Genomic DNA, 13,148 nt, shown 5'->3' with positions numbered 1-13,148 from the left:
CCGCCGGCAGTTTTACCTGCCAGGCGGGGCCTTGTCGCTTACGGCCGGCTCTTGTCCAGGTACCGGAAGAACTCGTTCTTCGGATCCAGGACCAGCACGTCGCTCTTGCTCGAGAAGCTCGCACGGTACGCTTGCAGGCTACGGTGGAACGAATAGAAATCCGCATCCTGGTTGTAGGCCTTAGCGTAGATGGCGGCCGCCTGGGCGTCACCATCACCGCGGGTTTCCTCGGATTCACGATAGGCTTCGGCCAGCAGTACTCGACGCTGACGGTCGGCATCCGCACGGATACCCTCGGCCAGCTCGTTACCTTTGGCGCGATGCTCACGGGCCTCACGCTCACGCTCGGTGCTCATACGATCGAACACGCTGCGGTTGACTTCCTTCGGCAGGTCGATGGCCTTGACGCGAACGTCGACCACTTCGATACCCAGCTCCTTGTTGGCCATGCGGTTCAGCGATGCAGTGATGTCAGCCATCAGTGCGTCACGCTCACCGGATACCACTTCGTGCAGGGTGCGTTTACCGAACTGGTCACGCAGGCCGCTTTCCAGACGTCGCGACAGACGCTCGTCGGCGATCTGCTTCATGCCCGAGGTCGCGGTGTAGAAACGGTCGGAATCTTTCACCCGCCATTTGGCATAGGCGTCGACCATTACCGCTTTCTTTTCCAGGGTCAGGAAGCGTTGCGTCGGTGCGTCCAGGGTCATCAGCCGCGCGTCGAACTTGCGCACCTGGTTGACGTACGGGATCTTCACATGCAGGCCGGGCTGAACATCAGCCTGAACCACACGACCGAATTGCAGCAGTACCGCACGTTCGGTCTGGGACACGATGTAGAAGCTGTTCCAGGCCACGACAGCCAGCACGACTGCGGCGATCAGGGCGATCAGCGATTTATTGCTCATCAGCGGCTCTCCCTAGTACGCAGTGCCTGTTGTTGCTGTTGCAGGTCCTGCGCTGCGCGCACGGCTGCGTCGTTGACCGACGGCGACGCGCTGCTGCTGCCGGCAGAAGCCGACGTGTTGCGACCGCCTTCAACCATCTTGTCCAGCGGCAGGTAGAGCAGGTTGTTCTGCCCGTCCTTGGTTGCCACCATGACCTTGCTCGAATTGCTGTAGACCTCTTGCATGGTCTCCAGGTACAGACGCTGACGGGTTACGTCCGGCGCCTTGCGGTACTCGGTGACCAGCTTGGTGAAGCGATCGGCTTCACCCTTGGCGCGGGCAATCACTTCATCGCGGTAGCCGTTGGCGTCTTCGATGATGCGCTGCGCCTGACCACGGGCCTCTGGCACCACGCCGTTGGCGTAGGACTCGGCCTGGTTGCGCGCACGCTGCTCGTCTTCACGGGCACGGATCACGTCGTCGAAGGCTTCCTGCACTTCACGCGGGGCTGCCGCGCTCTGTACGTTGACCTGAGTCACGGTGATACCGGTACGGTAAGTGTCGAGGAAACGCTGCAGACGCTCGCGGATGTCCACGGCCATCTGCTCACGACCTTCGGTCAGCACCTGGTCCATCGAGGTCGAGCCGACCACGTGACGCAGGGCACTGTCGGTCGCATGCTGCAAGCTCACTTCCGGCTGGTCGACGTTGAGCACGAAGTCCTGCAGGTTGGTGATCTTGTACTGCACGGTCAGCGGCACTTCGACGATGTTCTCGTCTTCGGTGAGCATCTGCCCCTGCTTGGTGTACGCACGCTCACGCGTCACGTTTTCCATGTACTTGCGATCGATCGGCGGGAAATAGATATTCAGGCCTGGACCCACGGTCTCGTAGTACTTGCCGAAGCGCAGCACAACCGCCTGCTCCTGCTCGTCGACCACGTACACGGCACTGTACAGCCAGATCGCAGCCAACACCGCCAGGCCTATGCCCAGCAGGCCGTAACCGCCACCCTTGCCGATATTGCGGTCACCACCGCCGCGTTTCTTGCCGCCACCGAACATGCCGTTCAGGCTGTCCTGCAGCTTGCGGAAGGCCTCGTCGAGATCAGGTGGGCCTTTTTTGTCGCCACCGCCACCACTGCCGCCACGGCGACCGCCCCAGGGATCCTGGTCTTTCGAGTTGCCACCCGGCTCATTCCAAGCCATAGCGCTCTCCATCTGATAAAGCAAAGACGCGCCCACGGCGCGCCGTCCAATGCTACAGAATGCCTGTCACGGCTGCCCGGCGACCTCGACGGGCATTTATTGCAAAGTGTGTTGCGCGATAAACGTCTGCGGCTCGATGCCGGCACGACTGACCAGGCGATTAAGCTCGATCATCGGCAGGCGCACGCTGAGCAGGCTGCTGCCCTCTTCATCATGTTCCTCGCTCTGCACCGCGCCCAGTTCGAACAGCTGCGCGCGCAAGCGAGCGAAACGCTGATCAAGGCGCAGGGTGGCGACAAACAGATCATCCCCCAGCAACTCGGCAATTGCCTGGCCAACCAGCTCCAGGCCACGTCCATCACGTGCCGACACCCAGACCCGTTCCGGCTTGCCATCGGCATCGCGCTGGATCTGTGGCTCGACATCTTCAAGCAGGTCGAGTTTGTTATAGACCTCGAGGATCGGCAAGCCTTCTGCGCCGATCTCGCCCAATACCGCCAGCACCTGCTCGATCTGCTCCATGCGCTCTGGCTCATGGGCGTCGATCACGTGCAGCAGCAGGTCGGAGTTGCTCGACTCTTCGAGCGTAGCCCGAAATGCCTCGACCAGCTTGTGCGGCAGATGGCGAATGAAGCCCACGGTATCGGCCAGCACGATCGGCCCCAGGTCGTCGAGTTGCAGGCGGCGCAGGGTCGGGTCGAGGGTGGCGAACAGCTGGTCGGCCGCGTACACGTCGGATTGGGTCAGGGCGTTGAACAGGGTCGACTTGCCGGCGTTGGTATAACCCACCAGCGACACCGACGGGATGTCCGCACGTCTGCGCCCGCGCCGCGCTTGTTCACGCTGGCTGCGGACCTTTTCCAGGCGCGCCTTGATCTGCCGCAGGCGGACCCGCAACAGGCGCCGGTCGGTTTCAAGCTGGGTCTCCCCCGGACCGCGCAGGCCGATACCACCTTTTTGCCGCTCAAGGTGAGTCCAGCCGCGCACCAGCCGCGTGCTCATGTGCTCAAGCTGGGCCAGTTCGACCTGCAGCTTGCCTTCATGGGTACGCGCCCGTTGGGCGAAGATATCGAGGATCAGCCCGGTACGGTCAAGCACGCGGCACTCGAACACACGTTCGAGGTTACGCTCCTGACTGGGCGTGAGGGTGTGATTGAAAATCACCAGATCGACATGCTCGGCACTGACCAGGTCGCGTAACTCCTCGACCTTGCCACTGCCAATCAGGAATTTGGCGCTGGGCTGATGCCGTGTCACCGTAGACAGCAAGACGATTTCAGCACCGGCCGACAGGGCCAGCTCCTGGAACTCCTGCGGGTCTTCGCGCGCCTCAGGGTTCTGACCTTCCAAGTGAACGAGCAAGGCTCGTTCACCACCACCGTGGCGCTCAAAGAACAATGCAGGCTCCTAATCAGGCGTTGCCTGGCTCGCTGTCACCGTTCTCGGAATCGGACGGGCTTGGCAGACGAACCGGACGTGCAGGTACGACAGTCGAAATGGCGTGTTTGTAGACCATTTGGCTGACGGTGTTTTTCAGTAGAACTACAAACTGGTCGAAAGATTCGATCGAGCCCTGCAGCTTGATCCCGTTGACCAGATAGATCGAAACCGGGACCTTTTCTTTTCTCAAGGTGTTCAAGTAAGGGTCTTGTAGCGAATGCCCTTTTGACATATGCCGCACTCCTGTAAGGATAAATAATAAAAAACGAGAAAATTCTATGATTACGCCGCCCACTCGCAAGAGTAGACGGCAATTAGCAGGGACTCAGCTCAATATGGAGATGGCCCCAAGGTATTTCAAGGTGCGGGACAGATTGTCGCAGGCCAGACTGTCCAGCCAGTGCACGTCGGACCAACCGCGCAACCAGGTGAACTGCCGCTTGGCCAGCTGGCGAGTCGCAATGATACCGCGTTCTCGCATCTCATTCTCATCTAGCTTGCCGTCTAGGAAATCCCAGACCTGCCGATAGCCCACTGCCCGTATAGACGGCAGCCCGGCGTGCAAGTCACTTCTGGCTCGCAGCTCTCGGACCTCATCGATGAAGCCCTGTTCCAGCATCTGTGAAAATCGTAACGCAATTCGCTCATGCAGAATGTGACGATCTGCAGGAGCGATCGCCAGACTGGCCACAGTATAGGGCAAATGGCCGGCCGCGCCTGCGTCTGCGCCGCTACTTTCGGCTGATTGGCGCTGGCGGTGGGCAGTCATGCTCTCACCACTCACCCGATACACCTCCAGCGCTCGGATCAAGCGCTGCGGGTCGTTGGGGTGGATGCGCGCCGCCGACACCGGATCGACCTCGGCCAACTGCCGGTGCAATTCGCCCAGGCCCAGTGCGCTGGCCTGGGCTTCCAGCTCGGCGCGCACGGCCGGGTCAGCCGCCGGCATGTCGGCCAGGCCTTCAAGCAAAGCCTTGTAGTAGAGCATGGTGCCGCCGACCAGCAGCGGGATCTTGCCGCGTGCGGTAATCTCGGCCATGGCCGCCAGGGCATCGCTGCGAAACTGCGCCGCGGAGTAGCTCTCGGCGGGGTCGATGATATCGATCAAGCGGTGCGGGTACGCCGCCAGGATGTCTTTCGACGGTTTCGCAGTGCCGATGTCCATGCCGCGATAGACCAGCGCCGAATCGACGCTGACCAGCTCGCAGGGCAGCACTTTGCTCAACTCGATGGCGAGATCGGTCTTGCCCGCCGCAGTCGGGCCCATGAGGAAGATCGCTGGAGGTTTGCTGCTCATGTCACCGACCGCGCAGGAAGAGTTTGTCCAGATCGTCCAGGCCCATCTGGGTCCAGGTCGGTCGGCCGTGGTTGCACTGGCCGCTGCGCTCGGTGTTTTCCATGTCGCGAAGCAAGGCGTTCATCTCGGGGATCGCCAGACGCCGGTTGGCGCGCACGGCGCCGTGGCAGGCCATGGTCCCGAGCAGCTCGTTGAGGTGCGCCTGGATGCGGTCGCTGGTGCCGTATTCCATCAGGTCAGCAAGCACGTCCTGCACCAGCCGATTGGCTTCGGCCTGTTTCAGCAACGCCGGGATCTGGCGAATCGCGACCGTCTCCGGGCCTAGCCGCTGCAGCTCGAAGCCGAGGCGCTGGAACCACTGTGCATGCTCTTCGGCGCAATCGGCTTCACGCTGGCTCATCGCCAGGGTTTCCGGCACCAGCAGCGGCTGGCCACTGAGGCCTTCGCTGGCCATGGCCACCTTGAGCCGCTCGTACATGATCCGCTCGTGGGCGGCATGCATGTCGACCAGCACCAGGCCTTGGGCGTTTTCGGCAAGGATGTAGATGCCCTTGAGCTGCGCCATGGCGTAGCCCAGCGGCGGTATATCGCCCTGGCCGTCGGGCAGCGCGACCGGCGCGGCGCTGTTCAGCGGCGCATAGAATTCGCGGTAAGCGGCCTGCGCTTCGGCCACCGGCAGTGGCTGCGAGGGGCGCGGCGTGTACTGGTACTGGTAACCCGCACCAGCGCCGGAGCCGGCTGGAGCAGGCTGCTGCTGTTCGAGCACAGGCGTGGCCAGGCGCATCTCGCCCTGAGGGCCGAACTCGCCAGCCAGCTGGCCACCAGCACGCACCAGCTCGGCGGCTGCGGCAGGGGCGGCCACCTGACCTTCCGGGCGCACATCGGCCAGCGCGCGATGCAGGGTGCCGTAGAGAAAATCGTGAACCGTACGCCCTTCACGGAAGCGTACTTCGTGCTTGGTCGGGTGCACGTTGACGTCGACGCCGTTCGGCTCCAGCTCAAGGAACAACACAAAGGTCGGATGGCGGCCGTTGAACAGCACGTCGCGATACGCCTGGCGTACCGCATGAGCCACCAGCTTGTCGCGCACCGCCCGGCCGTTGACGAAGAAATACTGCAAGTCAGCCTGGCTGCGCGAGAAGGTCGGCAAGCCGACCCAACCCCATAGGCGCAGGCCGTTGCGCTCGACGTCGATCGGCAGCGCCTGCTCAAGAAAGCCCGGGCCACAGATCGCGCCGACTCGCCGCGCCCGCGACACATCATCGGCGGCCTCGTGCAGGCTGAGGATGCTCTTGCCGTTGTGACGCAGGTGGAAGCCGACATCGAAGCGTGCCAGTGCCAGGCGACGGATGACTTCCTGCAGGTGATCGAATTCGGTTTTCTCGGCCTTGAGGAACTTGCGCCGGGCCGGGGTATTGAAGAACAGGTCGCGCACTTCTACCGAGGTGCCGACCGGGTGCGCCGCAGGCTGTACCCGCGGGGTCATGTCGCGGCCTTCGGTCTCGACCTGCCAGGCTTCGCTGGCATCGGCGGTGCGCGAGGTCAGGGTCAGCCGTGCAACCGAACTGATCGACGCCAGTGCTTCACCCCGAAAGCCCAGGCTGAGTACGCCTTCAAGGTCTTCCAGCTCGCGAATCTTGCTGGTGGCGTGCCGTGCCAGGGCCAGCGGCAGGTCATCCGGGGAGATGCCGCTGCCGTCGTCACGCACACGCAGCAGCTTGGTGCCACCCAGCTCGACCTCGACATCGATGCGCCGGGCACCGGAGTCGAGGCTGTTTTCCAGCAGCTCCTTGGCTACCGACGCAGGTCGCTCGACTACTTCGCCGGCGGCAATCTGGTTGGCCAGTCGCGGGCTGAGCAGCTCGATGCGCGAACCACCGGTCATTGCTGCGACGCCAGGGTGGTACCCGGAATATCCAGATGCTGGCCGACCTTCAGCTCATCGGTTTTCAGGCTGTTGCTGCTACGCAGGGCAGCCACGCTGACCTGGTAACGCACGGCGATCATCGCCAGGGTTTCACCCGGACGCACGGTATGGTCACGCGGGCCTTGGGCAATCTTGCCGCTGTCACGCAGCCAGGCGATGTAGGTGCCAGGCGGCGGGCTCTGTTGGAAGTACTGGCGCAAGCCGGTGTGGATCGAGCGCGCCAGCGCCTGCTGGTGGCTCTTGGTAGCCAGCTTGGCGGCTTCGTTGGCGTTGGAGATAAATCCGGTTTCGACCAGGATCGACGGAATATCCGGCGATTTCAGCACCATGAAGCCCGCTTGCTCGACCCGGCGCTTGTGCAGCGAGGTGATGCGGCCCATGTTGCCCAGCACTTTTTGCCCGACATCCAGACTGGAGCTGAGCGTAGCGGTCATCGACAGGTCGAGCAGAACCCCGGCGAGCATGCGGTCCTTGTCGTCGAGGCTGACGTTGCCGGCACCGCCGATCAGGTCGGAGCGGTTTTCTGTGTCGGCCAGCCAGCGCGCGGTTTCCGAGGTAGCGCCGCGGTCAGACAAGGCGAACACCGAAGCACCAAAGGCGGCCTTCGACGGCGCGGCGTCGGCATGGATCGAAACGAACAGGTCTGCCCCCTTCTTGCGGGCGATCTCGGTGCGTTTGCGCAGCGGGATGAAGTAGTCGCCGGTACGGGTCAGCTCGGCGCGGTAGCCTTTCTCGCTGTTGATCTGGCGCTGCAACTCTTGAGCGATCTGCAACACGATGGTTTTTTCGTGCTGACCGCGCGAGCCGGAAGCGCCCGGGTCTTCGCCGCCGTGACCGGCGTCGATGGCAACCACGATATCGCGCTTGCCGCTCGGTGCTGGCGGCAGCTTGATCGCGGGCTGGGTCGGCGTTACCGGGATGGCCGGCGTGGTGGCCGGCGGCTGCACCGGCGTCGGCGCGGGCGTCGGCGTAGTGGCCGCGATGGCGTCGGCTTCCTGATCGTACAGGTCGACCACCAAGCGGTTACCGTACTGGGCATTGGGCGCCAGAACGAAGCTTTTCGGGGTGACGGCCTTTTTCAGGTCGATGACCACGCGCAGGTCGGTCGGCGTGCGTTGCGCCGAGCGGACACTGCTGATCGGGGTGTTGGAGGTGGCCACGTTGAGCGGCGCGCCGAGGGTCGCACCATTGATATCGATAACCAGCCGATCCGGTGCGCTCAGCGTAAACACGCTGTGCTGCACGGGCCCGGAGAGGTCGAACACCAGTCGTGTGTTGTCCGGCGCGCGCCACAGACGCATGCTTTTTACTTGTGTGGCGGCCAGAGCGTTGACAGTCACTGCGCTGAGCAGCAGACCGACAACGACGACCAGTGCGCGTATGCGCATACCTAACCCCATTTACTGTTGAATTTTGTTGGCCAGCGCGGTGCACCAGGCTTGGCCACGAGCGCCCTGCGGCAACAGGTTAAGCGAGCGTCCGCCCGCTTGCGGGCTTATGGTAATGGTCAGGTCGGGCTTTGGCAAAACGCCCGCACCTTTATCGGGCCATTCGAACAGGCACAGGGCGTCACCTTCGAAGTAATCGCGAATGCCCAGGTACTCCAGCTCTTCCGGATCGACCAGCCGGTACAGGTCGAAGTGAAACGCCCGCACATCGCCGATTTCGTAGGGTTCGACCACGGTAAAGGTCGGGCTCTTGACCGGCCCGGTATGGCCCAGGCCACGGATCAGGCCACGCGACAGGGTGGTCTTGCCGGCGCCGAGGTCACCCTCGAGAAATATCACGCCATGACCGCCGGTCACTTCGGCCAGTCGCGCGCCGAAGGCCACAGTGGCTTCTTCGTCGGGCAGAAACAGGGTTACACCTGACACGCTGAATGCTCCTCCAATAATTCACGAATGACCGGCAGCAGATCACTGGCTGCCAGGCCCCTGCCCTTCACGCCCAGGCGCTCGCCAGCGCAGGCATGCAGCCACACGCCCAAGCATGCCGCCGACCAGCCATCCAGACCCTGCGCCAGCAATGCGCCAAGCACACCAGTGAGCACATCGCCCAGCCCTGCACCGGCCATCGCCGGGTGGCCTCGCTGGCACAGCGCCAACTGTCCGTCCGGATCAGCCACCAGAGTGCCCGCGCCTTTAAGCACGCAGATGCTGGCGTACCTGCGCGCCAGCTTGCGCGCAGCGCCGGCACGGTCAGCCTGCACCGCCTCGGTGGAAATCCCCAACAAGCGCGCCGCCTCCCCTGGGTGCGGGGTGAGGATGCTCGCGCCGGGCACGGCCAACGGGCTGCTGGCGAGCATGTTCAACGCATCGGCATCCCACACCTGCGGCACATCGCTGTTGGCCACAGCCGACAGCAGGCTGCGCCCCCATGCGGCCTGGCCAAGCCCGGGGCCGACCACCAGCACGGAAGCGCGGGCCAACACCTCGATCAGCTGATTGGCCGATGACACGCCCAGGCACATGGTCTCAGGCAGCCGGGTCAGCGCCGCTGAAACATGCTCAGGGCGCGTGGCGATGCTGACCAGGCCTGCACCACAGCGCAGCGCGGCCTCGCCACTGAGCAGCGCGGCGCCGCCGGTGCCGAGGTCGCCACCGACCACCAGCACATGGCCGAAGTCGGTCTTGTGCGCGTCTGCACGGCGCGCTGGCAGCCGGGCGAGGTTGCCTCGGCTGAGGGTTTTTACCGCGTTGTCGGGGTGTTTGGTCTGGGGCATGGGGTCAAAGGCTCCGATGTCTGGCAGAATTATACGCACCTGAGCCTGTAATGCCTTGCCCATCCATGTCCGTTTGTATTCCTGACCTCGCCGCGCTGGCCCAATCGATCAAGGATTGGGGCCGCGAACTCGGCTTCGCCCACGTCGGTATCGCTGGTGTAGACCTGGGCGAGCATGAACAGCACCTGGAGCGCTGGCTTGCCGCCGGCTATCACGGCGAGCTGGACTATATGGCCGCGCATGGCAGCAAACGTTCCCACCCCGAGCAGTTGATCCCGGGGACACTGCGGGTGATCTCGCTGCGCATGGACTACCTGCCCGGCGATACGCGCATGGCGCAGGTGCTCGCACAGCCGGAAAAAGCCTACGTGTCGCGCTACGCGCTGGGCCGCGACTACCACAAGCTGGTGCGCAAACGCGTGCAGCACCTGGCCGACCGCATTCAGGCAGACATCGGCCCGTTCGGCTTTCGTGCCTTTGTCGACAGCGCGCCGGTGCTGGAGAAAGCCATCGCGCAGGAGGCCGGGCTGGGCTGGATCGGCAAGAACACCCTGCTGCTCAACCGCAAGGCCGGCAGCTACTTCTTTCTGGCTGAGTTGTTCGTCGACCTGCCGCTGCCGGTGGATGAAGCCCAGACCAGCGAGCACTGCGGCCGCTGTCAGGCGTGCCTGGACGTGTGCCCGACCAATGCCTTCGTCGGCCCGTATGTACTCGACGCACGGCGCTGCATTTCCTACCTGACCATCGAGCTGAAGCAGGCGATCCCGGTCGAGCTGCGCGCGATGATCGGCAATCGGGTGTTTGGCTGCGATGACTGCCAGATCGTCTGCCCGTGGAACCGCTTCGCCCGCCCCACCCAGGAAAACGACTTCAAGCCGCGTCACGGCCTGGACAATGCCGGCCTGGCCGAACTGTTCATGTGGGATGAGGCGACCTTTCTGGGCAATACTGAAGGCTCGCCGCTGCGCCGCGCCGGCTACGAACGCTGGCTACGCAATCTGGCCGTCGGGCTGGGCAACGCACCGTCGACCATTCCGGTGCTGGAGGCGCTGCAGGCACGCCGCGAGCACCCGTCCGAACTGGTCCGCGAGCATGTCGAGTGGGCGCTGGCCCAGCACGCAGAACGGCAGGCGCAGCCAGCGAGCTGAGTGACTACTGCTGGTCGTTATAGTGAAACTTGGGCATTTCCCAGTGAAAGCGGATCGCCAGCAAACGCACCAGAAAACCACCAAACAGAGTCAGCAGCGTGGCCTGCTCGGCCGGCAGATTGAAGTGCACGCAGCCCAGATAGAACCACGCCGCCGCAAACGACACGCTGGCATACAGCTCGCGGCGAAACACCAGCGGGATGTCGTTGCAGAAGATATCCCGCAGAATCCCGCCGAAGACCCCGGTGATCACCCCACTGATCGACGCCACCAGCAGGCCTTGGCCCATCTCCAGCGCAGTCATGCAGCCAATCAGGGTAAATGCCACCAGCCCCAGCGCATCGAGCACCAGAAACAGCGAGCGCAGATGGCGCATCAGTGGCGCGATAAAGATCGTCAGCAGTGCGGCAAAGCTGGTCAGCACCAGGTACTCGGGGTGTTTCACCCAGGTCAGCGGATAGTGCCCCAGCAGCACGTCGCGCACCGAGCCACCACCCAGCGCCGTCACGCAGGCGATCAGCACCACACCGAACCAGTCCATGCCGCGACGGCCGGCGGACAAGGCCCCGGTCATGGCTTCGGCGGTGATAGCGACGAGGTAGAGCATCAGCAACATGGTGCGAGTCCGTGCGAGAAAGGCGCGCAGTCTACCCAGTTGCACCCCGCACCAGAAGGGGGCGCACCGACTATCGTCAGCCGGCGCAGCAGGCTTAAAACTTGATGAAGTGTTCGCGGTAGTGGCGCAGTTCGGCAATCGACTCGCGAATATCGTCCAGCGCCAGGTGGGTGCCACCCTTCTGGAAGCTGTCGCGCACCTCAGGGGCCCAGCGTGCAGCCAGTTCCTTGAGGGTAGAAACGTCGAGGTTGCGGTAGTGGAAGTAGCTTTCCAGCGACTTCATGTGGCGGTACAGGAAGCGCCGGTCCTGGCAGATGCTGTTGCCACAGATCGGCGACTTGCCCTTCGGCACCCACTGCTGCAGAAACGCGATGGTCTGGGCCTCGGCTTCGGCCATGCTGATACGGCTGTCACGCACACGCTGGGTCAAGCCCGAGCCGCCGTGGGTTCGGGTGTTCCACTCATCCATGCGCGCCAGCACTTCATCGCTGTGGTGAATGGCGATCACCGGGCCTTCGGCCAGGGTGTTGAGGTTGCTGTCGGTGACGATGGTCGCCATCTCGATGATGACGTCGCTGTCCGGATCCAGACCGGTCATTTCCAGATCGATCCAGATCAGGTTCTGTGTGTTGTCCATGAAAGGCTCCTGAGATAGGCCGTCATAGTAGCTTAGTGGCCCGACCGGGTAATTGGCTTTGCTCGCTAATTCACTTTGTTCAACGATTCCACAGGCACCGCCCCAACCAAGGTTAACGAATAGGCCACAACAGGAGCATGCTAAACTGTCAGCCGTTTTCCAACCGCAAGCCACCACGGAACATTCATGGCCAAACGCCAGCTCAACCGCCGCCAAAACTGGCGCATCGAAAAAATCCAGGGCGAACGCGCCGAACGCGCCGCCAAACGCGAGCAGCACGTCTTGCAGGAACTGGAAGGCGGCGACCTCGGACCCGAGCAATTCGGCCTGGTCATCGCCCACTTTGGCGTCCAAGTCGAAGTCGAAGCCCAGGACGGCGACACAGTTGGCCAGATCTTCCGCTGCCACCTGCGCGCCAACCTGCCTGCACTGGTCACCGGTGACCGCGTGGTATGGCGAGCAGGCAACCAGGGCATCGGCGTCATCGTTGCGCAACTACCGCGCTCGACCGAGCTGACCCGCCCCAACAACCAGGGCGTGCTCAAGCCGGTAGCCGCCAACGTCGATCTGATCGTGATCGTCTTTGCCCCCGCCCCTGAGCCCCACGCCAACCTGATCGACCGCTACCTGGTCGCCGCCGAGCACGCCGGCATTCGCCCGTTGCTGTTGCTGAACAAGGCCGACCTGATCAACGAGCAAAATGCACCGGCGCTGAATGCCTTGCTCGAGGTCTACCGCGACCTGGGCTACCCCCTGCTGGAGGTGTCGGCGCACCACGGCGACGGCATGCAGCAGCTGCAAAAAATGCTCGATGGCCACGTCAGCGTGTTTGTCGGCCAGTCCGGTGTCGGCAAGTCGTCGCTGGTCAACAGCCTGCTGCCGCAGGCGCACACGCGGGTGGGTGATCTGTCCGAGTGGTCTGGCCAGGGCACCCATACCACCACCACGGCACGGCTTTATCACTTCCCCAACGGCGGTGACCTGATCGACTCCCCCGGTATCCGTGAATTCGGCCTGGTGCACGTCAGCCGCGATGATGTCGAAGCCGGCTTCATCGAGTTCAGCGAACTGTTCGGCACCTGTCGCTTTCGCGACTGCAAGCATGACCGCGAGCCAGGCTGCGCCTTGCTCAAGGCGCTGGACGAAGGCCGGATCAAGCCACAGCGTATGCACAGCTACCGCTCGATCATCGCCAGCCTGACCGAAGACAGCTATTAACAGCTGGGGCAGGTAAGTCGGGGCTGCTTTGCAGCCCTTTTTTGCTGT

The 13,148-nt window shown here is 63.2% G+C and carries 13 protein-coding genes; 2 read left to right on the top strand and 11 right to left on the bottom strand.

What is annotated here, in order from left to right; all coding sequences use genetic code 11:
• Positions 1-38 precede the first annotated feature (38 nt).
• The 9 genes from hflC to K3F44_RS22205 all read right to left on the bottom strand — a co-directional run bounded on the left by hflC (position 39) and on the right by K3F44_RS22205 (position 9,481).
• Positions 39-908, bottom strand: a complete 870-nt coding sequence (gene hflC / locus K3F44_RS22245) for a protease modulator HflC (protein WP_150571120.1) — start codon at positions 906-908, stop codon at positions 39-41.
• Positions 908-2,095: an FtsH protease activity modulator HflK gene (gene hflK, locus K3F44_RS22240; RefSeq protein WP_150571119.1), complete on the bottom strand. Its 1,188-nt coding sequence runs from the start codon at positions 2,093-2,095 to the stop codon at positions 908-910. The genes hflC and hflK overlap by 1 nt, the downstream gene beginning before the upstream one ends.
• 96 nt (positions 2,096-2,191) lie before the next feature.
• Positions 2,192-3,493 (bottom strand): ribosome rescue GTPase HflX, encoded by a 1,302-nt coding sequence (gene hflX, locus K3F44_RS22235; protein ID WP_101315909.1) that lies wholly within the window; start codon positions 3,491-3,493, stop codon positions 2,192-2,194.
• Between the two features lie 13 nt (positions 3,494-3,506).
• Entirely contained in the window at positions 3,507-3,767 is a 261-nt protein-coding gene (hfq, locus tag K3F44_RS22230) for an RNA chaperone Hfq (protein WP_060480687.1), read from the bottom strand.
• 93 nt (positions 3,768-3,860) lie between these two features.
• Complete coding sequence (miaA, locus tag K3F44_RS22225; RefSeq protein WP_101315907.1) at positions 3,861-4,832, bottom strand: tRNA (adenosine(37)-N6)-dimethylallyltransferase MiaA; 972 nt, start codon at positions 4,830-4,832, stop codon at positions 3,861-3,863.
• A gap of 1 nt (position 4,833) precedes the next feature.
• The gene (gene mutL, locus K3F44_RS22220) at positions 4,834-6,717 is read right to left on the bottom strand and encodes a DNA mismatch repair endonuclease MutL (protein WP_150571118.1); all 1,884 of its coding nucleotides are present in this window, start codon (positions 6,715-6,717) and stop codon (positions 4,834-4,836) included.
• On the bottom strand, positions 6,714-8,159 hold the full coding sequence (locus K3F44_RS22215; protein ID WP_178080739.1) for an N-acetylmuramoyl-L-alanine amidase: 1,446 nt from the start codon (positions 8,157-8,159) through the stop codon (positions 6,714-6,716). Before K3F44_RS22215 ends, mutL begins: the two co-directional genes overlap by 4 nt.
• Positions 8,160-8,633: a tRNA (adenosine(37)-N6)-threonylcarbamoyltransferase complex ATPase subunit type 1 TsaE gene (gene tsaE, locus K3F44_RS22210; protein ID WP_101315901.1), complete on the bottom strand. Its 474-nt coding sequence runs from the start codon at positions 8,631-8,633 to the stop codon at positions 8,160-8,162. It lies immediately after the preceding gene.
• The gene (locus K3F44_RS22205) at positions 8,621-9,481 is read right to left on the bottom strand and encodes an NAD(P)H-hydrate dehydratase (protein WP_259407009.1); all 861 of its coding nucleotides are present in this window, start codon (positions 9,479-9,481) and stop codon (positions 8,621-8,623) included. Before K3F44_RS22205 ends, tsaE begins: the two co-directional genes overlap by 13 nt.
• A 65-nt stretch (positions 9,482-9,546) precedes the next feature.
• Between K3F44_RS22205 and queG the strand changes: the two genes are divergently transcribed.
• Positions 9,547-10,629: a tRNA epoxyqueuosine(34) reductase QueG gene (queG, locus tag K3F44_RS22200; RefSeq protein ID WP_101315897.1), complete on the top strand. Its 1,083-nt coding sequence runs from the start codon at positions 9,547-9,549 to the stop codon at positions 10,627-10,629.
• Positions 10,630-10,633: 4 nt separating this feature from the next.
• On the opposite strand, the gene K3F44_RS22195 is transcribed toward queG, so the two are convergent.
• Positions 10,634-11,245, bottom strand: a complete 612-nt coding sequence (locus tag K3F44_RS22195) for a trimeric intracellular cation channel family protein (protein WP_101315895.1) — start codon at positions 11,243-11,245, stop codon at positions 10,634-10,636.
• A gap of 94 nt (positions 11,246-11,339) precedes the next feature.
• Positions 11,340-11,882, bottom strand: a complete 543-nt coding sequence (gene orn / locus K3F44_RS22190) for an oligoribonuclease (RefSeq protein WP_103435846.1) — start codon at positions 11,880-11,882, stop codon at positions 11,340-11,342.
• Positions 11,883-12,068: 186 nt separating this feature from the next.
• On the opposite strand from orn, the gene rsgA reads away from it, so the two are divergent.
• Positions 12,069-13,100, top strand: coding sequence for a small ribosomal subunit biogenesis GTPase RsgA (gene rsgA / locus K3F44_RS22185; protein ID WP_101315891.1), 1,032 nt, complete (start codon positions 12,069-12,071; stop codon positions 13,098-13,100).
• Positions 13,101-13,148 lie beyond the last annotated feature (48 nt).

The sequence above is a fragment of the Pseudomonas sp. S07E 245 genome, assembly GCF_019599025.1.
Taxonomy (GTDB): domain Bacteria; phylum Pseudomonadota; class Gammaproteobacteria; order Pseudomonadales; family Pseudomonadaceae; genus Aquipseudomonas; species Aquipseudomonas shirazensis.
This window is presented reverse-complemented; position numbering and strand designations above follow the sequence as displayed.

Excerpts from the sequence above, each read along its gene's own strand:
- hflC (WP_150571120.1), bottom strand. The coding sequence starts at position 908 with ATGAGCAATAAATCGCTGATCGCCCTGATCGCCGCAGTCGTGCTGGCT.
- hflK (WP_150571119.1), bottom strand. The coding sequence starts at position 2,095 with ATGGCTTGGAATGAGCCGGGTGGCAACTCGAAAGACCAGGATCCCTGG.
- hfq (WP_060480687.1), bottom strand. The coding sequence starts at position 3,767 with ATGTCAAAAGGGCATTCGCTACAAGACCCTTACTTGAACACCTTGAGA.
- miaA (WP_101315907.1), bottom strand. The coding sequence starts at position 4,832 with ATGAGCAGCAAACCTCCAGCGATCTTCCTCATGGGCCCGACTGCGGCG.
- mutL (WP_150571118.1), bottom strand. The coding sequence starts at position 6,717 with ATGACCGGTGGTTCGCGCATCGAGCTGCTCAGCCCGCGACTGGCCAAC.
- K3F44_RS22215 (WP_178080739.1), bottom strand. The coding sequence starts at position 8,159 with ATGGGGTTAGGTATGCGCATACGCGCACTGGTCGTCGTTGTCGGTCTG.
- K3F44_RS22205 (WP_259407009.1), bottom strand. The coding sequence starts at position 9,481 with ATGCCCCAGACCAAACACCCCGACAACGCGGTAAAAACCCTCAGCCGA.
- queG (WP_101315897.1), top strand. The coding sequence starts at position 9,547 with ATGTCCGTTTGTATTCCTGACCTCGCCGCGCTGGCCCAATCGATCAAG.
- K3F44_RS22195 (WP_101315895.1), bottom strand. The coding sequence starts at position 11,245 with ATGTTGCTGATGCTCTACCTCGTCGCTATCACCGCCGAAGCCATGACC.
- orn (WP_103435846.1), bottom strand. The coding sequence starts at position 11,882 with ATGGACAACACACAGAACCTGATCTGGATCGATCTGGAAATGACCGGT.
- rsgA (WP_101315891.1), top strand. The coding sequence starts at position 12,069 with ATGGCCAAACGCCAGCTCAACCGCCGCCAAAACTGGCGCATCGAAAAA.